The organism is Deltaproteobacteria bacterium (assembly GCA_029210625.1).
Classification (GTDB): domain Bacteria; phylum Myxococcota; class Myxococcia; order SLRQ01; family SLRQ01; genus JARGFU01.
On record JARGFU010000008.1, the window covers coordinates 156946 to 173458 of the forward strand.

Annotated in this window: 15 protein-coding genes; 9 read left to right on the top strand and 6 right to left on the bottom strand. The window is 71.9% G+C overall.

Annotated features, from left to right (window positions below; genetic code table 11):
* Positions 1-23: 23 nt before the first annotated feature.
* Genes P1V51_09565 through P1V51_09575 form a run of 3 tightly spaced genes read left to right on the top strand, consistent with a single transcriptional unit; the run spans position 24 to position 1871 of the window.
* Complete coding sequence (locus P1V51_09565; GenBank protein MDF1563281.1) at positions 24-308, top strand: phosphopantetheine-binding protein; 285 nt, start codon at positions 24-26, stop codon at positions 306-308.
* Positions 299-1084: an alpha/beta hydrolase gene (locus P1V51_09570; GenBank protein MDF1563282.1), complete on the top strand. Its 786-nt coding sequence runs from the start codon at positions 299-301 to the stop codon at positions 1082-1084. Before P1V51_09565 ends, P1V51_09570 begins: the two co-directional genes overlap by 10 nt.
* Complete coding sequence (locus tag P1V51_09575) at positions 1077-1871, top strand: alpha/beta hydrolase (GenBank protein MDF1563283.1); 795 nt, start codon at positions 1077-1079, stop codon at positions 1869-1871. The genes P1V51_09570 and P1V51_09575 overlap by 8 nt, the downstream gene beginning before the upstream one ends.
* 44 nt (positions 1872-1915) lie before the next feature.
* Here P1V51_09575 and P1V51_09580 read toward each other — a convergent pair whose 3' ends face one another.
* Together P1V51_09580 and P1V51_09585 are read right to left on the bottom strand one after the other, a co-directional pair.
* Positions 1916-2611, bottom strand: a complete 696-nt coding sequence (locus tag P1V51_09580) for a hypothetical protein (GenBank protein ID MDF1563284.1) — start codon at positions 2609-2611, stop codon at positions 1916-1918.
* Positions 2612-2645: 34 nt separating this feature from the next.
* On the bottom strand, positions 2646-3284 hold the full coding sequence (locus P1V51_09585) for a cyclase family protein (protein ID MDF1563285.1): 639 nt from the start codon (positions 3282-3284) through the stop codon (positions 2646-2648).
* A gap of 152 nt (positions 3285-3436) precedes the next feature.
* On the opposite strand from P1V51_09585, the gene P1V51_09590 reads away from it, so the two are divergent.
* The 3 genes from P1V51_09590 (at position 3437) to P1V51_09600 (ending at position 7670) form a co-directional block, all read left to right on the top strand.
* On the top strand, positions 3437-3973 hold the full coding sequence (locus P1V51_09590) for a biopolymer transporter ExbD (protein MDF1563286.1): 537 nt from the start codon (positions 3437-3439) through the stop codon (positions 3971-3973).
* Between the two features lie 659 nt (positions 3974-4632).
* Entirely contained in the window at positions 4633-5814 is a 1182-nt protein-coding gene (locus P1V51_09595) for a glycosyltransferase (GenBank protein ID MDF1563287.1), read from the top strand.
* Positions 5811-7670 carry a class I SAM-dependent methyltransferase gene (locus tag P1V51_09600; GenBank protein MDF1563288.1) on the top strand — a complete coding sequence of 620 codons (1860 nt, stop codon included), beginning with the start codon at positions 5811-5813 and terminating at the stop codon, positions 7668-7670. Before P1V51_09595 ends, P1V51_09600 begins: the two co-directional genes overlap by 4 nt.
* A 3-nt stretch (positions 7671-7673) precedes the next feature.
* Here the strand turns inward: P1V51_09600 and P1V51_09605 are convergent, their stop codons facing one another.
* Positions 7674-8654 carry a hypothetical protein gene (locus P1V51_09605; GenBank protein ID MDF1563289.1) on the bottom strand — a complete coding sequence of 327 codons (981 nt, stop codon included), beginning with the start codon at positions 8652-8654 and terminating at the stop codon, positions 7674-7676.
* Positions 8655-8718: 64 nt separating this feature from the next.
* Here P1V51_09605 and P1V51_09610 point away from each other — a divergent pair, with 64 nt between their 5' ends.
* Positions 8719-9918: a radical SAM protein gene (locus P1V51_09610; protein MDF1563290.1), complete on the top strand. Its 1200-nt coding sequence runs from the start codon at positions 8719-8721 to the stop codon at positions 9916-9918.
* A 16-nt stretch (positions 9919-9934) separates the two neighbouring features.
* Here P1V51_09610 and P1V51_09615 read toward each other — a convergent pair whose 3' ends face one another.
* Together P1V51_09615 and P1V51_09620 are read right to left on the bottom strand one after the other, a co-directional pair.
* A complete protein-coding gene (locus P1V51_09615; GenBank protein ID MDF1563291.1) occupies positions 9935-10456 on the bottom strand; it encodes a hypothetical protein in 522 nt (173 codons plus the stop codon).
* 96 nt (positions 10457-10552) lie between these two features.
* A complete protein-coding gene (locus P1V51_09620; GenBank protein MDF1563292.1) occupies positions 10553-11344 on the bottom strand; it encodes an aldo/keto reductase in 792 nt (263 codons plus the stop codon).
* Positions 11345-11503: 159 nt separating this feature from the next.
* On the opposite strand from P1V51_09620, the gene P1V51_09625 reads away from it, so the two are divergent.
* Both P1V51_09625 and P1V51_09630 read left to right on the top strand, forming a co-directional pair.
* Positions 11504-13957: a transporter substrate-binding domain-containing protein gene (locus P1V51_09625; GenBank protein MDF1563293.1), complete on the top strand. Its 2454-nt coding sequence runs from the start codon at positions 11504-11506 to the stop codon at positions 13955-13957.
* A 35-nt stretch (positions 13958-13992) separates the two neighbouring features.
* Entirely contained in the window at positions 13993-15222 is a 1230-nt protein-coding gene (locus P1V51_09630) for a M20/M25/M40 family metallo-hydrolase (protein ID MDF1563294.1), read from the top strand.
* Positions 15223-15228: 6 nt separating this feature from the next.
* Here the strand turns inward: P1V51_09630 and P1V51_09635 are convergent, their stop codons facing one another.
* Entirely contained in the window at positions 15229-16464 is a 1236-nt protein-coding gene (locus P1V51_09635; GenBank protein MDF1563295.1) for a LeuA family protein, read from the bottom strand.
* Positions 16465-16513: the final 49 nt, after the last annotated feature.

Here is a 16513-nt window from a genome sequence, read left to right on the forward strand (position 1 = left end):
GGGGGCTGCTATGCTCCTGCGCGATGAGCACCGAGGCCAGCAAGCCGGAGATCCTCGCCGCCGTTCGCGGCTGCATCGTGGAGGTGGTCGGCGAGGCCTGGGCCTCGGAGGTGACCATCGGCCCCGAGACCTCCTTCTCCGAGGATCTCGAGCTCGAGAGCATCGAGCTGGTCGCCCTCTCGGAGAAGCTCGCCGAGGCCTTCGGCGAGGGCATCGACTTCGTGGGCTGGCTCTCGGGGATGGAGCTCGACGCGATCCTGGAGCTGTCGGTGGGCGACGTGGTGGAGCACATCGAGTCGTGCCGCTGATCGACGCCGGCGGCCTCGAGCTCCACGTCCAGACCCTCGGGCCCGGCCCCGAAGCCCCCCGGCCCCCACCGCCGCCGGTGATCTTCCTCCACGGCCTGCTCGTGGGCTCGATGGCCACCTGGTACTTCTCCCTGGCCCCGGCCCTGGCGGCGCAGCGCAAGGTGGTGCTCTACGACCTGCGGGGCCACGGGCGCAGCGCGACCCCGGCGCGGGGCTACGCCCTCCACGATCACCTGGTGGACCTCGGCGCGGTGCTCGGCGCCTGTGAGGTGAAGAGCGGACCGGTGGTGCTGGTCGGCCACAGCTTCGGCGCCCTCGTCGCCCTCATGGCGACCCTGCGGCGGCCCGAGCGCGTGGCGAAGCTCGTGCTCTGCGAGCTGCCCCTGCCCCCGGCCTCGGCCGGCGTGATCCCCGATCCCGCGCAGATCGACGTCGAGGGGCTCTTCGCCTCCCTGCCGCCGGCCGTGCAGGCGGCCGTCGCCGAGGGGGGTCGGCGCGGCCGGCGCTTCGTGGAGCGGGTGCGCACGCTGGTCGAGGAGACCTCCCTGCTCGCCGACCTCTTCGCCATGACCGACGTCGACGACACGGACCTCGGCGGCCTGATGACCCCCACCCTGGCCCTCTACGGCCGGGACTCCCTCTGCCTGCCGACCGGCGAGCGCCTCGCCCGGGTGATGCCGGCCGCGCGGCTCGTCACCCTGCCCGGCGGGCACTTCCTGCCGGTGGAGTCGCCCGACGCGGTGGGCGAGGCGGTGAAGGAGTTCCTCGGTGGCTGAAGTCCTCGTCGGTGGCCTGAAGCTCCACGTCCAGAGCCTGGGGCAGAGCCCGGGGGAGGACCGGGCCGAGCGAGCCCCGGCCCTCTTCCTCCACGGCCTGGTGATGGACAACCTCTCCTCCTGGTTCTTCACCGTCGCCGGCAAGGCCGCCGCCGAGCGCCGGGTCGTGCTCCACGACCTGCGCGGCCACGGGCGGAGCGAGCGGCCGGCGAGCGGCTACACCCTGCCGGAGCTGACCGGCGAGATCGTCGGGGTCCTCGACGCCCTCGGCGTCGAGCAGCCGGTGCAGGTGGTGGGCAACTCCTTCGGCGGCCTGCTGGCGATCTGCCTCGCCCTCGAGCACCCGGAGCGGGTAGCCAGCCTGGCGCTGGTCGACGCCCTGCTCCCCGAGCCCGGCTGGGCCGGGAACATGCGCGCCACCCTCTCGCTGGAGGGCGACGCGGCCGACAGCCGCATCGCCTCGGACTTCAAGAGCTGGCTCGGCCGCCACAGCGCCCGCAAGCGCAACCGCCTGGCCGACGCCGCCCGGACGCTGGTGAAGGAGACCAGCCTCCTCGACGACCTGGAGACCTCGCCGACCCACGAGGACGCGGCCTACGAGCGCATCACCGCGCCGGTCCTCGCCCTCTACGGCGGCGCCTCCGATCAGCGCGCGGCCGGCGAGCGCCTCTGCGCCCGCCTGCCCGACGCTCGCCTGGAGATCGTCCCCGGCGCGACCCACTCGATCCTCTGGGAGGCCACCGACCTCCTCACCGAGCGCCTGCTGGCCTGGCTGGCCCTGCGCTAAACCCCACCGAGGCCGGTGGCTCGGGGCGCCATCGGGGGGAGGCCTCACCGCTTCTTGAGAACCACGACCGCGCCGATCACGGCAGCGGCCGCCATGAGGAGCAGCCCGAAGATCTGGATCATGCGGGCGTTGAGCAGGAGTGAATCCAGCAGCTGCTCACGGGTGCCGGCGTGGAAGTAGTCGACCTTCAGGGTCGCCTCGCGATCGACTCTGCCCACGAGGGTCACCCGATCTCCGTTCCTGACTCCGAGGAAGCGGAGTGACCCGTGGGGCAAGGGAGTCCCTTCGTGGTCGGCGACCCGCTCATCCGCGTGGGGCTCCAGGAGCTCATGGGCCATGGCGCTGCGAGCCGTCGGTGGACCGGAGGCGGTCTGCACGACCCCTCCCTCGATCGCCACCCGCAGCCGCGGCCAACGCTCCTCGTCTCCCCACCATCGTCCCTCGTTCTCCCCGTCCCGGTAGCGCACCTCCCAACGCTCGGACCGGTAGGCGACGAGGTCCTCACCCTTGATGACGGGGTTGTCCAGGAGCGTGCCCGTCACCAGGACAGCCTCTCCGAGAGTCTCCTGCACGAGCTGCCCCCTGCTCACCGTGGGCACGGCCTCGAGCTCCCGGCGCTCTTGCATCTGCCGGGGGAAGACGACGAAGGCCAGGTAGAACCCCGCGAGGAAGATCAGGCCCACGACCACCGCGGCGAAGATCAGGGCTCCCTTGTCGTCTCTCGCCTTCTCCTTGCTCATCGATCCTCCACGCCAGGTCGGGACGAGGCCTCGCTCAGTCGACGATCGCCACCGCCCGCACCGGCGAGCCGTCGCCCCCGCGGATCGGCAGCGGCAGGCAGGAGAAGGTGAAGGCGCCGGCCGGGACCTCGGCGAGGCGCGTGAGGTTCTCGATGATGACCATCCCCTGGCCCAGCAGGTGGCGGTGCGCGGGGAGGTCCTCGCTCGCGAGGGGATCGACCGAGAGGGTGTCGATGCCGACGCCCTTCAGGCCGCGCCGGGCGAGCCACCCGGCGGCCCGGGGCGTCAGGTGGGGAAAGGCCTCGAAGTAGCGCTCGCTGCCCCAGTGGCGGGACCAGCCGGTGTGCAGGAGGGCGAAGGCCGCCCCCTCCAGGCGCTCCGCGTGGGGCTCGAGGAGCGCGAGGTCGAGCTCGGGAGTCGAGCACCCGCCGAGGTCGAGGATCACCCCCGGGCCGAGGAAGTTCCCGGCCGGTAGCTGATCAAGAGAGGGAGCGCCCTCCAGGACGTGGCAGGGCGCGTCGAGGTGGGTCCCGGTGTGGGTGAAGAGCTCGAGGCGCAGCTCGGCGAAGCCGTCCGCCTCGATCGTGTTGGCCCGGGTGATCACCGGCGGCGCGGTGCCCGGGTAGACGGGGATCTCCGGGTGGATCGCGTGGGAGAGATCGATGACCTTCATCGCCGGCCATTCTAGGACCGAATCCCCTCCCGGCGGTCGGGAACCCTGGCTGGACCTCGGGGTCGATACGCACCAGGAGGCCCGCGATGGCGAGACGTCAGAGGACGCGACGACCCTGGGAGCCACCCCGCAGCACGGGGATGGTCCCCTTCATGAACCTCATCCTGATCCTGATCCCCGCGCTGCTGCTCTCGACCAGCTTCCTGCGGGTCTCGGTGATCGAGGCCCGCCAGACGACGCCGCCTGGCCTGCGCGACGATGACGCCCCACCGGAGGAGCAGCTCCGGGTGACCCTCCACATCGGCCAGGAGGGCTTCCTCCTGCGCTCGGGAGCGACCGAGGGCACCCTGGCGGGCCCCGACCTCCCGCTGATCGAGGGGCGGCACCCCTTCGAGCAGCTCGTCGATCACCTGCGGGCGCTCAAGGACCTGCACCCCGACGCCCGGCAGATCACCCTCAGCGCGGACCCGGACGTGAGCTACACGGTCGTGGTCCGGGCCATGGACGCGACCCGGGAGGACGGCGCGACGACCCTCTTCCCGGATCTCGTGGTCTCGGCCTCGGGGCCGGCCGGGGCCTCCTCGAGGGCGGGGGCGGGCGCGGCGGCGGGCGGCTCGACGGCGCCAGGGGTGGCGCGAGCCTTGGTGCGCTTGCCGCCGAAGCGGCCGGTCAGCTCGATGGCCAGGTAGTCCCGGGAGATCTCCTGGGTGCTGCCCGCGCCGATGGTGACCAGGGCCTTGCCGAAGACCAGGTGGTAGGTGGCGGCGATGCGGAAGCCGCCGAGGTTGATGCCGAGCTGGGGCGCGATGGCGAAGGTGCGACCGGCGTCGATGGAGGCGCCGCTGGTGCCGCCGCCCAGGCCCGCCGAGGTCATGGCGCCGAAGCCGAAGCCGACGAAGGGCCGGACCTTCGAGGTGGTGAAGAACCACTCACCCTTGAGGTAGCCGGCGGCGTTCAGGCGCATGCCCACGCTGACGCTGTTGCCGCCGTCGTCGAAGCTGCCCATGAAGAGCACGGCAGCCTCCATGCGGAGGCCCACCGCCAGGTTGTCCATCAGGTTGACCTTCGGCTCCGCGATCGCGCCGAAGCCGTAGGCCCCGGGGTTGCCCAGGCCGAAGGCGCCGGTGACGCCCGACTCGGTGCGGAAGAGCTGGTAGTTCTCGGCCGGGATCTTGGTCGAGATGCCGGCGAAGGCCGTGGCCGGGGCGAGGATCGCGACGGCGAGAAGAGCGGTGAGCAGGCGCTGCATGGGTCCCTCCCTCGAAGAGTGTGCGTGGCGGCCGCGGAGCCTGGGACGCGACACCCCCCCGGAGAATTCACCGGCCGTGATAGAACGCCCGGTGCCCCCATGGCCCGCTTCCTCGTCATCGTCCCCCCACTCGCAGGTCACATCAACCCCACCCTCGCGGTGGGGGCCGCCCTGGAGCGCCGGGGACACGAGGTGGCCTGGGTCGGGCACCCCGGCGCGCTGGACGCCCGGCTGCCGGCCTCGGCCCGCCGCTACGAGCTGCCCGACGCGGTGCCGGCCGGGCTCCTGCGGACGATGACCGACCGCTCGAACAAGGTGCGCGGCCTGGCGAGCCTGAAGTTCCTCTGGGAGGACTTCCTGGTGCCCCTGGCCCGGGCGATGCTGCCCCAGCTGCCGGCCGTGCTCGACGACTACCGCCCGGACGTCCTCCTGGTCGATCAGCAGGCGGTGGCCGGCGCCCTCGTCGCCCGGCAGCGGGGGCTGCCCTGGGCCACCTCCTGCTCGACCTCGGCGGGGGTGACCGCGCCCCTGGCCGGGCTGCCGAAGGTGCAGGCGTGGCTCGACGAGCAGCTCGCCGCCCTGGTGGCCGAGGCGGGCCTCCCCGCGACCCCCGAGCCCGATCGCTCGCCCCACCTGGTGCTGGTCTACTCCAGCCGGGAGCTGGCCGCCCCCGACCAGAGCTTCCCGGAGCAGATCCGCTTCGTCGGACCCTCCCTGGGCCGGAAGGGTCCGCCGGTGGACTTCCCCTGGGAGGCCCTCGACCCCTCCCGCCCGAAGGTCCTCGTCAGCCTCGGCACGGTGAACGCCGAGCGGGGCGCCCGCTTCTTCGCCGCCGCCGCCGAGGCCCTCGCGGCGATGGAGGTGCAGGGCATCCTCGTTGCGCCGGAGGGGAGGGTGGGCGATCTTCCGACGAACGTGATCCGCCGCGACTTCGTCCCGCAGCTCGAGCTGCTGCCCCACCTCTCGGCGGTGATCTGCCACGGCGGCCAGAACACCGTCAGCGAGTCCCTCGCCCACGGGCTGCCCCTCCTCGTCGCTCCGATCCGCGACGACCAGCCGGTGATCGCCGAACAGGTGGTCGCCGCCGGCTGCGGCCTGCGCCTGCGCTTCTCGCGCTCGGGCGCCGCCGAGATCCGCGAGGCCCTCGAGGCGATCCTCTCCGACGAGGGCTACGCCGCGCGGGCCGCGGCGATCGGCGAGAGCCTGAAGCGCGCCGGCGGCGCCGAGGCGGCGGCCGAGGCCCTGATCGCCCTCGACGCCGGGGCGGGGACGCGCGCGTGAGCTGGGTCGCCCTGATCCTCGCCGCCCTCTGGCTCGGCGACGTCTGGCGCCTGCGCGGACGGCTGGCGAAGCTGCCTCGCCTCCCCTTCGGACCCGAGAGCGCTGGCGCCGACGAGGCGGACCTCTCGGAGTGGACCCACCTGCTGGCCCCCGGGGCCGAGCTCTCCCGCCACACCTTGCGCGCGGCCGTCGCCCTGGCCGAGGAGCAGGGCTGGGAGGCGGTGGACCTGATCCCCGGTGATCTGCCGGCCGAGGGGCTGCTAGGGCTCCTGGCGACCTATGATCCCGAGCGCTGGCGCGAGGATCCCTTCCGCCCGGTGCGCAGCGCCGGTCAGGTGCTGGTCGTTCGCCGGGCGCTCGTCGAGCGCTGCGGCCTCGAGCTCACCGAGGGCGAGCTGCCGAGCCTGGCGGCCTTCCTCGAGGCCGCCGGCGAGATCCGCCGCTGCACCACCCGGCGCGAGGCGAGCGGTCACGGCTCGGGCCTGGCCCTGGCCCCGGGGCTGCGAGCCGGTCCCCGGAGCATGGCCGAGGAGCGCACCCTCTTCGACGCCGTGGTCGGGCGGGGGGCGCCCTTCGTCCTGGGCGCCCAGGGCGGCGTGCTGGCGCTCCTGCTGCTGACCCTGGTGCTGGCGCCGGCCCCGGGGCTGATCGCCCTGCTGGTCTTCCACCTCCAGCCCCTGCTGATCACCGCCGGCCGGGGCGCGCAGCCCGCCGACACCGGCGCCCTGACCCTCCTGCGGGTCCCCCTGACCCTCTGGCGCTGGGGGCGGCTGGTGCGCGCCGGCAGCGGCGAGCAGCGCCTGGCCCTCCCCGAGGCCCGCTCGGCCTACGCCGGCCTCCTCGAGGGGGGCACCGCGAGCTTCTTCGAGCCGCGCCGCACCGCCTGCCCCCACTGCGGCGGCGAGACCCTCTACGAGCACCTCACCACCGGCGACCTCTACCAGCAGAAGCCCGGCACCTTCACCCTGGAGCGCTGCGGCGACTGCTCCCTCATCTTCCAGAACCCCCGCCTCTCCCTCGAGGGCCTCTCCTTCTACTACCGGGACTTCTACGACGGCCTGGGCGAGGCCGGGATGGAGACGATCTTCGGCGCCTCCCTGCCGGCCTACCACGCGCGGGCGCAGGCGCTGGAGGGGCTCTCGGATCCGAAGCGCTGGCTCGACGTGGGCGGGGGCCACGGCCACTTCTGCGTGATCGCGCGCGAGCACTTCCCCGGCTGCCGCTTCGAGATCCTCGACCTCGCCGACAGCGTCGAGGCCGCGAAGCGCCGGGGCTGGGTGGACGAGGGCCACCGCGGGCTCTTCCCCGAGTCCGCCGAGGGGCTGGGCCGCTACGACGTGGTGAGCATGAGCCACTACCTCGAGCACGTCCGCGATCAAGAGGCGGAGATCGAGGCCGCCGCCCGGGTGCTGCCCGTGGGCGGGCACCTGATGATCGAGATCCCGGACCCCGAGTCGAAGCTCCCGAAGCTCCTCGGCCGCCACTGGATCCCCTTCTTCCAGCCGCAGCACCAGCACTTCCTGGCGCCGCGCCACGTGGACGAGCTGCTGCAGCGCCATGGCTTCACGCCGGTGCGCTGGGCGCGGGGCAGCGCCCACATCCCGGTGGACTTCTTCATGGCCTCCTGGATCCTCGTCACCCGCCTGGCGGGTAGCCCCGGGAGGCCCTGGCTGCCGGCGCCCACGATGGCCGACTGGGTGCGCCACGACCTGGTCTGGGCCCTGGGCTTCTGGCTCCTGCCCGCGGGCTGGATCGTCGATCGCGTGGCCGAGCGGGCCTTGCGCAAGGGCGGCTGGTCGAACGCCTTCCGCGTCGTGGCCCGGAAGGACCGCGACGATCCGGCCGCCGGCGAGTAGGCGCTACTGCAGGTGGATCGCGGCGCCCTCGGAGCGCCCGGCCCAGAGCACGGCCTGGGAGCCGCCGGCCAGGAGGTTGGTGACGCTGGCCGAGCGGGTCACCCCGAGGAAGGCGTTGCCGTTCTGGGCGCCGCCGTCCCGCACCGGGGCGAGGTACTGCGCCGGCACCTCGAAGCTGCCGGTGTCGTTGGTCACGCAGACCAGCATCGTCCCGGAGATCGCCGAGAGGTAGAAGAGGTCGGCCGGGGTCAGGGTGATCACGACGAGGTCGCCGCCGCCCGGCGTCCAGGTGATGGTCATCGGGGAGGAGGCCGGCTGCTGAGCCACCGTCGCGCCGGGGGTCGGCGAGATCAGCGCCATCTCCTGCGGGGTCGTCAGGTTGATCGAGAAGGCGCCGAGGTCCGGGCCGCCCATCGCGTTGGCGGTGATCACGTTGCCCTCGTTGAAGAGGGGCCGCGGCACGGAGCCGGCCGGCTGGTACTCCACGCCGCCGCTCACGGCGACGGGGTTCAGCGTCACCGCGCTGCCCGCGAGGCCGCCGACGACGATCTGGCCGGCGTCGAAGCCGGGCAGGGTGGTCGGCGCGTTCGGATCGTAGGCCTCGTTGCTGCAGCCGGCGGGCGGGGGAGGATCGAAGACGTCGGTGACCACCGCCTCGACGGTCGAGAGGGGCACCTGCGGGATGTCGGTGAGGGTGATGATCGCCCGCATCGGGGTCCCGGTGCCGCCGTCGTCACCCCCGTCGGGGAGGCTCCCGTCGGGGATCCCGCCGTCGTCGCCGCCGTCGGGGTTTCCGCCTGCGTCGGAACTGCCGCCGTCCTCGCCGCCGTCGGGCCAGCCCCCGCCATCGTCGCCGCCGTCGACGCCCGCGTCCCGTCCTCCGTCCCGGTTCGGCGTGTCGAAGTCCGGCTCGTTGCGGCCGCCGCAGGCGGCCAGGAGAAGCACGAGGGAAGCGGCGAGGGAGCAGGTGACGAGGTGCCTCATGATCCTCCGGAGGATACCCGAATCGGGCCGACTTTGGGTGGGGGGCGGGTTAGAGTGTTCGCCCGTGGCGAATCTCGGCTACATCCAGGTGGTGAGGCACTGCAACCACGTCTGTGGCTTCTGCAGCAACCCGGTCACGCCCTACGTCCACACCTTCGACTCGATGAAGGTGCTGGTCGACGACTTCGTCGAGCGGGGCTACTACGGCGTCATCCTCACCGGCGGCGAGCCGACCCTCCACCCCGAGCTGCCGGCCATCTGCCGCTACGCCCGCGACCAGGGCCTGCACGTGCGGATGATCACCAACGGCTCGCGCCTCTCCGAGGAGGGCTTCGCCCGGGACATGGCCGAGGCCGGCCTGCAGCTGGCGCACATCTCGGTCTACTCGGTGCGCCCGGAGATCGAGGCGCAGCTGCGCGGCACCGAGGACACCCTCCCGGCGGCGCTGAGGTCGATCGAGAACGCCCACAAGTTCGGCATCGACGTGAACCTCAACTGCGTCATCAACAAGCTCAACGCCGACCACCTCGACGAGAACATCCGCTACTTCATCGAGCACCACCCCTACGTCCGGCACTTCGTCTGGAACAACCTCGACCCCTCCATGGGCCGGGCCGAGGCGAACCAGGCCCACTACCTCCACCGCCTGGTCGACTTCGAGGTCTCCCTCACCCGGGCCTGCTCCCTCCTGCAGAAGTCCGGCCGCACCTTCCGGGTGGAGAAGGTCCCCTTGTGCTTCATGACCGACTTCGCCTGGGCGAGCACCGAGACGCGGAAGATCGTGAAGGGCGAGGAGCGCATCGTGCACTTCCTCGACGCCAAGCAGACGGTGCGGCAGACCGAGTGGGGCCACCTCTACGCCGACGCCTGCGAGCCCTGCTCGCTCAAGACCATCTGCGCCGGCCTCTTCGACCGGGGCGAGGGCTACGATCCGGCCGAGTTGAACCCGGTCTTCGTCGACCGCGACGCCATCGCCCGCCGGATCCTCTTCGACGGCCAGGATCCGGCCTTCGAGTTCCCGACCTTCGAGGCCTGGCGGATCGACTTCGACCGCCGCCTGAAGGCGCAGCGGGAGGAGGCCGAGGCGCGCGGCCCCCGCGATCGGGACCGCCCGCCGCAGGATCACAGCCTGAAGGTGGGCGAGGTCACCGAGAAGGGCCGCCGCCTCTTCGAGTCCAAGCGCGCCTCCGAGGAGCGCAAGGCCGCCGAGCGCGGCCTCTCCCTCGAGGGGCGCGAGGAGAGCGACGGCCCGGCCGAGGGCTGAGCCGCCGCCCGGAGGATCAGAAGCCGCGGCCGAGAGCCAGGCCGAAGACCAGCGCCTGGTGGGGGTGCTCGGCGAGCACGTAGTCGAAGTTGAAGGTCGGCGCGAGGGTGTAGGCCCCGAGGTGGAGGTCGTAGCCGATCCCCGCGCGTGCGACGAAGGCGGCCTCCTCGTGGGCGTAGTCCAGGCCGGGGGCGACGATCACCTTGAGGCCGGCGACGGGGTGGACGACCAGCATCGGCGCGGCGAGGACGGCGAAGCTGTAGTGGCCGAGGTCCATCGGGAAGTCGACGAGGAGGCCGACGCCGAAGAGCTCGGAGAGGCGCCGCTCGTAGTCGAGCCCGGCGGTCAGCACGGTCTGGGGGTGATCCCCGAGGAAGGTGGTGCCGCCGAGGAAGACGCCGACGTGGTTGGCGTGGGTCGCGTGGGCGCCGGCGGGCGCCTCCACGGTGTGGTCGGCGCCGGTGGCGGCCTCGGGCGGAGAGGCGCTGGCGGCCGGGGAGAGACAGAACGCGAGGGCGAGAGCGAGGAGCTTCTTCATGGTTGGGTCTCGTGGCTGTGCGGTCGGGGACCGCGGTTGGGAGCGAGCGCAGGTGTACTCCCAAGCCCTCCGGGGCGAAAAGAGGCCCCGAGGCGATCAGCCGTGGACGAGCTTCCCGAGCTCGCGCATCCAGGCGAGCTCCTCCTCCGACATCGGCCCCCGCTCGAGCCCGGCGAGGTTCGCCGCGAGCTGCTCGGCGGAGGCCGGGCCGGTGAGGGTCAGGGGGATCGCCGGGTGGGAGAGGCAGAAGCGGTAGCAGTCGGCGGCGTCGGGGACCCGGCCCTCCCAGCCCTTCGGCGCCATCAGCAGCTTGCGCCAGGAGGTGGCCGTATAGGCGACCAGGAAGCGCTCCCGGGCGCCCTCCCCCGCGGGCAGGTACGGGAAGATCTCCTTCTCCGCGCCCGGGTGAGCCGCGTTGTAGCGGATCTGCAGCATGTCCAGCTCGCTCTCGGCGGCCAGGCGGCCGGCCCGGGGGCGGTCGTGGATCGTCACGCCGATCGCGCGGATCTTCCCCTCCTCGCGCAGGGCCAGCAGCTCGTCCATCACGCCGCGGGTGTCCCAGGAGGTCACCCCCAGCCAGTACATCTGGAAGACGTCGACGTAGTCGATGCCGAACTTGCGCAGGAGGCCCTCGACCCCCCGGCGGTACTGGAAGCCGAAGGGGCCGCCGGTCCCCGCCGCGAAGATCATCCGCTCCCGATCGCCGGCCAGCGCCTCCTTCACCCCCAGGAAGGCGCGCCCCTTCCTCATCCCGCTCCAGAAGAGGTAGTTGACGCCCGCCTCGACCGCGTCGCGGACCTCGCGGCTGCCGATGCCGTAGTTGACGGCCAGCCCCAGGGGGAAGGCCTCCTTCTCGACCACCGGGAGAATCCTCGCTTCGAAGCTCATGGTGCCCGGCATCCTAGCCCAGATGGAGGGAGCGCCCCGGCCACCCCGGATCCTGTCCCGGAGGGTGCCCTTCGATCTAGGGTGCCCTGCACCGGCCCCAGCCCCCCCCTCGAGCACGCCCCCGTGGACCAGACCCTCACCTCACCTGGCAGACCGAGCATGGTCACGCTCCTGCGTCCGGGCCTCGCCCTGATCCTGCTGGCCGCGCTGCTCCCGGCCCCGTCCCGGGCCGAGGCGCGCAAGGTGCGGGTCGCCGTCTTCGACCTGCCCCCCGCCATCTCGCTGACCCCCGAGGGCGCGGCCCAGGGCTTCTTCGTCGATCTCCTGGACGAGGCGGCTCGCCAGGAGGGCTGGGAGCTCGAGTACGTCCCCGGCGGCTGGGCCGAGGGCCTGGCCCGCGCGCGCGCCGGCGAGCTCGACCTCCTCACCAGCGTCGCGCGCACCCCCGAGCGGGAGGCCTTCCTCGACTACGGGGAGGTGCCGCTGCTCCACGTCTGGAGCGAGGTCTACACGACCGAGGGGCAGGAGCTGCACTCGGTCTTCGATCTTCGCGGCAAGCGCGTCGCGGTGATGCGGGGCGACTACAACCGCGCGGTCTTCGAGGAGACCATGCGGGGCTTCGGGATCGAGAGCGAGCTCGTGGAGGTCGAGGACTTCGACACCGTCTTCGAGGCCCTCCGGGAGGGGCGGGCCGAGGCCGGGGTGGTCAACAACACCTACGGCGCCGCTCATGGCAGGGCCAGGGGCGTGGTCGACACCGGGGTGGTCTTCCACCCCTTCCCCATCTACTTCGCCGTCGCCCGGGGGAAGAACCCCGAGCTGCTCCGGACCCTCGACCGCCACCTGCACGCCTGGCGGGCCGAGCCGAGCTCCCTCTACCACCGGCGCCTGCGCTTCTGGCTGCATCGCGATCTCGCCGTGGAGCAGGTCACCCCCCGGGCGGTCTGGAGCGCCCTGGCGGGCCTGATCCTCCTCGGGGCGGTGCTCGCCCTGCTGGTCTTCGTCCTGCGCCGGCGGGTCCTCTCGGGGCAGGAGAGCCTGGTCGCCAGCCGGGAGCAGCTCGCCGAGAGCGAGCGGATGCTGGCGGCGATCGCCCGCAACCTGCCGGGGATGGTCTATCGCTGCCTCGCCCGCCCCGGCTGGAGGATGGAGACCGTCAGCGCCGGCGCCGCGACGCTCACCGGCCACCCGGTGGAGGCGCTGGTCGGACCCGGGGCGATCCCCTTCGCCAGCCTGATCCACCCCGACGATCTGCCAGGGGTCGAGGCCCGGATCGGAGAGGCCGCCGTGGCCGGTGAGCCCTTCGAGCTGGAGTACCGGCTGATCGACCGGGGGGGAGAGGAGAAGGTGGTCTGGGAGCACGGGACCTGGCTCCCGGCGTCGGCCGAGGGAGAGAACCAGCGGATCGGCATCGTCCTGGACGTCTCGGACCGGGTCCGGGCCGAGAGCGAGAAGGAGCGCCTGCGCCTCCAGCTGCTCCAGTCCCAGAAGATGGAGTCGATCGGACGCCTCGCCGGTGGCGTGGCTCACGACTACAACAACGTCCTGGGCGTGATCATCGGCCATGCCGAGATGGCGCTGCTGCGAGAGACCCAGCTCCCCGGCGAGCTGCGCGGGTACCTCGAGGAGATCCGCGACGCGGCGCTGCGCTCGGGGGAGCTCACGAGGCAGCTCCTCGCCTACGCCCGGCGCCAGCCCTCGGCGCCGCAGGTCTTCGACCTCGAGGAGAAGCTCCAGGAGATCCTGCGCTTCCTCGGCCGACTGATCGGTGAAGACGTGGAGCTGGTCTGGAAGCGCGGTGACGCCCGGACGAAGGTGCGCATCGATCCCTCGCACTTCGACCAGATCCTGACCAACCTCTGCGTGAACGCCCGCGACGCCCTCGAGGGCGAGGGCACCATCACGCTCGAGACCACCGTGCAGAACCTCGACGAGGACGACCTCGCCGGAGAGACGGGGCTGCCGCCGGGGGACTACGCCCGGCTCACGGTCAGCGACACCGGGAGCGGCATCGACGAGACGGTGTTGCCGATGATCTTCGAGCCCTTCTTCACCACCAAGGAGATCGGCAAGGGCACTGGCCTGGGGCTGGCCACCGTCCAGGGCATCGTGCAGCAGAACGGCGGCTTCATCCGCGCCGCCTCGCGGCCGGGCGAGGGGGCGACCTTCACCGTGTACCTCCCGGCGGTCGAGGTCGAGCTGACCGCCCAGGCTCGCCCTGCCCCCCTGCGCCTGGCCGAGGGCGAGCCGGCGACCATCCTCCTGGTCGAGGACGACCCGCGGGTGCTCATGACCACCCAGATGATGCTCGAACACCTGGGGCACCGGGTGCTGACCGCCAACGGCCCCGAGCAGGCCCTCGAGGTCGCCGAGCTCCACGGCCAGGAGCTCCACCTGCTGCTCACCGACGTGGTGATGCCCGGGATGGACGGCCACGCCCTCGCCCAGCAGCTCTGCAGCCAGCTCCCCGGCCTGCGCCACGCCTTCCTCTCCGGCTACACGGCCGACATCCTCTCCAGGAAGGGCGTGCTCGAGGAGGGGGTGCGGCTGCTCCACAAGCCCTTCTCCTTCACTCAGTTCTCGGCCTTCCTGGAGGAGGTCCTCTCCGAATAGGCTGCGGCACCCCCCCAACGCCGGAGGCGTCGAACATGAACAAGACCGAGATCAAGCAGATCCATGCCCGGGGCGAGGAGCTCCGCGACTTCATCGTCGAGACCACCATCGAGATCGCCAGGGTGCGCACGGTGAACTACGACCCGGCCGACTACCCCGGCGAGGGGCCCGACGGCATGGACCTGCCCGGTCACGAGGCGCGAGTGGTCGAGCGCCTCGAGCGCGTCCTCGACGGCTGGCACCTGCCCCATCACCGGGAGGGCCGCATCCCCGAGCGCCCGGCCCTCTTCGCCAGCGTCGGCCGCAAGGAGAAGGGAGCCCGGCGGATGATGCTCCTGCTCCACACCGACACGGTCCCCTCCGGGGACCGCAGCGCCTGGCGCTTCGATCCCTTCGACGCCCACGAGAAGGGCGGCAAGCTCTACGGCCGGGGCGTCCTCGACAACAAGGGGCCGCTCGTCTCGGCCCTCGCGGCCTTCAAGATCATCTCGGAGCAGGCCGAGCAGATCCCGGGCGAGGTGATCTTCGCCGCCCTCCCCGACGAGGAGGTGCAGGCGGGCTACGGCCTCGACTGGCTCCTCGCCAACGGCAAGATCGCCTGTGACGAGGCGGTGGTGCCGGACATCGCCGGCGAGATGAAGGAGATCAACATCGCCGAGAAGGGTCGCCTGGGCCTCTCGATCACCGTACGCGGCAAGTCCGCCCACGCGATGGATCCCTCCCAGGGGGTGAGCGCCGCCTACGGCCTCGCCCAGCTGGTGCTCGAGCTCGAGAAGATGAAGATGCCCCACACCAAGCACCCCATCCTCGGGCGCCCCACCCTCAACGTGGGGATCATCAAGGGCGGCAACGCCGCGAACGCGGTGCCGGATCTGGCCCAGGCCGTGGTGGACATCCGCTACGTGCCCGGACAGAAGGAGGCCGCGATCAAGAAGCAGATCAAGGACCTCTGCGCCGGGATCGCGAAGAAGCGAAAGGGGCTGCGCTTCACGGTCGAGGCCCGGCGAGGTGCGCCGCCCATCGCGGTGAAGCCCGACGCGCCGATCGTGAAGACCATCCTCGCCCACGCCCCGAAGGCCCAGATCGTCGGCACCGGCGGCGGCACCTTCGCCCACGCCCTGGTCGAGCAGGGCATCGACGCGGTGGGCTGGTCCCCCGGCAACGAGAAGACCTACCACCAGGCCAACGAGGAGATCGCGGTCAAGCAGCTGACCACCTACGCCGGCCGCCTGGCCGCCGTGGTGCTGGATCGGGTGGCCGGGTAGCCCTGGCTACCGCGCCTTCGCCAGGGCGTGGACCTCGTCGTCGGTGAGGACGTGGTCCGCGGCCTTGGCGCCGGCGAAGACGGCCTGGGCCAGCTCGTCGCTGACCTCGTAGCCGTTCTTGTCGAGCCAGTAGAGGACGTTCGAGAGGCCGCTCATCGGGCCCACCTCGATGCGCTGGGACTCCCCCACCATCGAGGCGGGGACGCCCGAGTAGACTCGATCGGCGAGGAAGTCCTCGCCCTTCTTCTCGGCCTTGATCACCGCGGCGGCGTGCACGCCGGTGGCGGTCCGGAAGGCGTCGGTGCCGACGACGGGGTAGCCCTTGGGGATGGGCGTGTCGGTGGCCTCCGAGATCAGCTTCACCCACTCGGGGAGGTTGGTCAGGTCGCCGTCGAACTCACCGAGGAGCTTGAGGTTCACCAGGAGCTGATCGAGGGAGGCGTTGCCGACGCGCTCGCCGATGCCCAGCGCCGTGCCGTGGAGGCGGGTGGCGCCGTACTCCATGGCGGTGAGGGTGTTGGTCAGCGCCAGGCCCCGATCGTTGTGACCGTGCCAGTCGATGCCCACCTCGCGCCCCGAGGACTCGATGATGTCCTTGGTGAACTCGATGAGGTTCTTCACGCCGTCGGGGGTGGCGTGGCCGACGGTGTCGCAGAGGGTGAGGCGGTGGATGCCGCACTCGATGGCGTTGCGGAAGAGCACCGAGAGGTCCTGGGGCGTCGAGCGCACGGTGTCCTCGGTGACGAAGGTCACCGGCAGGCCCTCGCCCACCGCGAACTCGATGGCGGTCGAGCTGAACTTCAGCAGCTTCTCGACCTCCCACTCCTCGACGAAGCGCCGGATGGGGCTGGTGCCGAGGAAGGCCATCACCTCGAGCTGCATCCCGACCTTCTGGCTGATCTCGGCGATCGGGCGCACATCATTCAGGTGGGTCCGCGCCGCGCAGTTCGCCTTGATGGGCAGCTTCTTCTCGATGATGAACTCGGCCAGCTCCGTGACGTGCTCGACCGCCCGCGGACCCGCGCCGGGCAGGCCGAGGTTGATCGAGTGGATACCGAGGGCCGCGGAGAGCTCGATGAAGCGCTTCTTCTCCTCGATGGTCGGATCCTTGACCGAGGGGCCCTGGATACCGTCTCGCAGGGTCTCGTCCTGCAGCATCACCGACCCCTCGGTGAGGGGGTGGCGGCGCTTGCGAGTGTTCCAGTCGTAGACGAGCTTCTGCTCGTGCTGGTTGGACGACATGAGGTGCTCCCTTCATCCCGATTTGCGTCAGAGCGGCCGTGGTGTACCA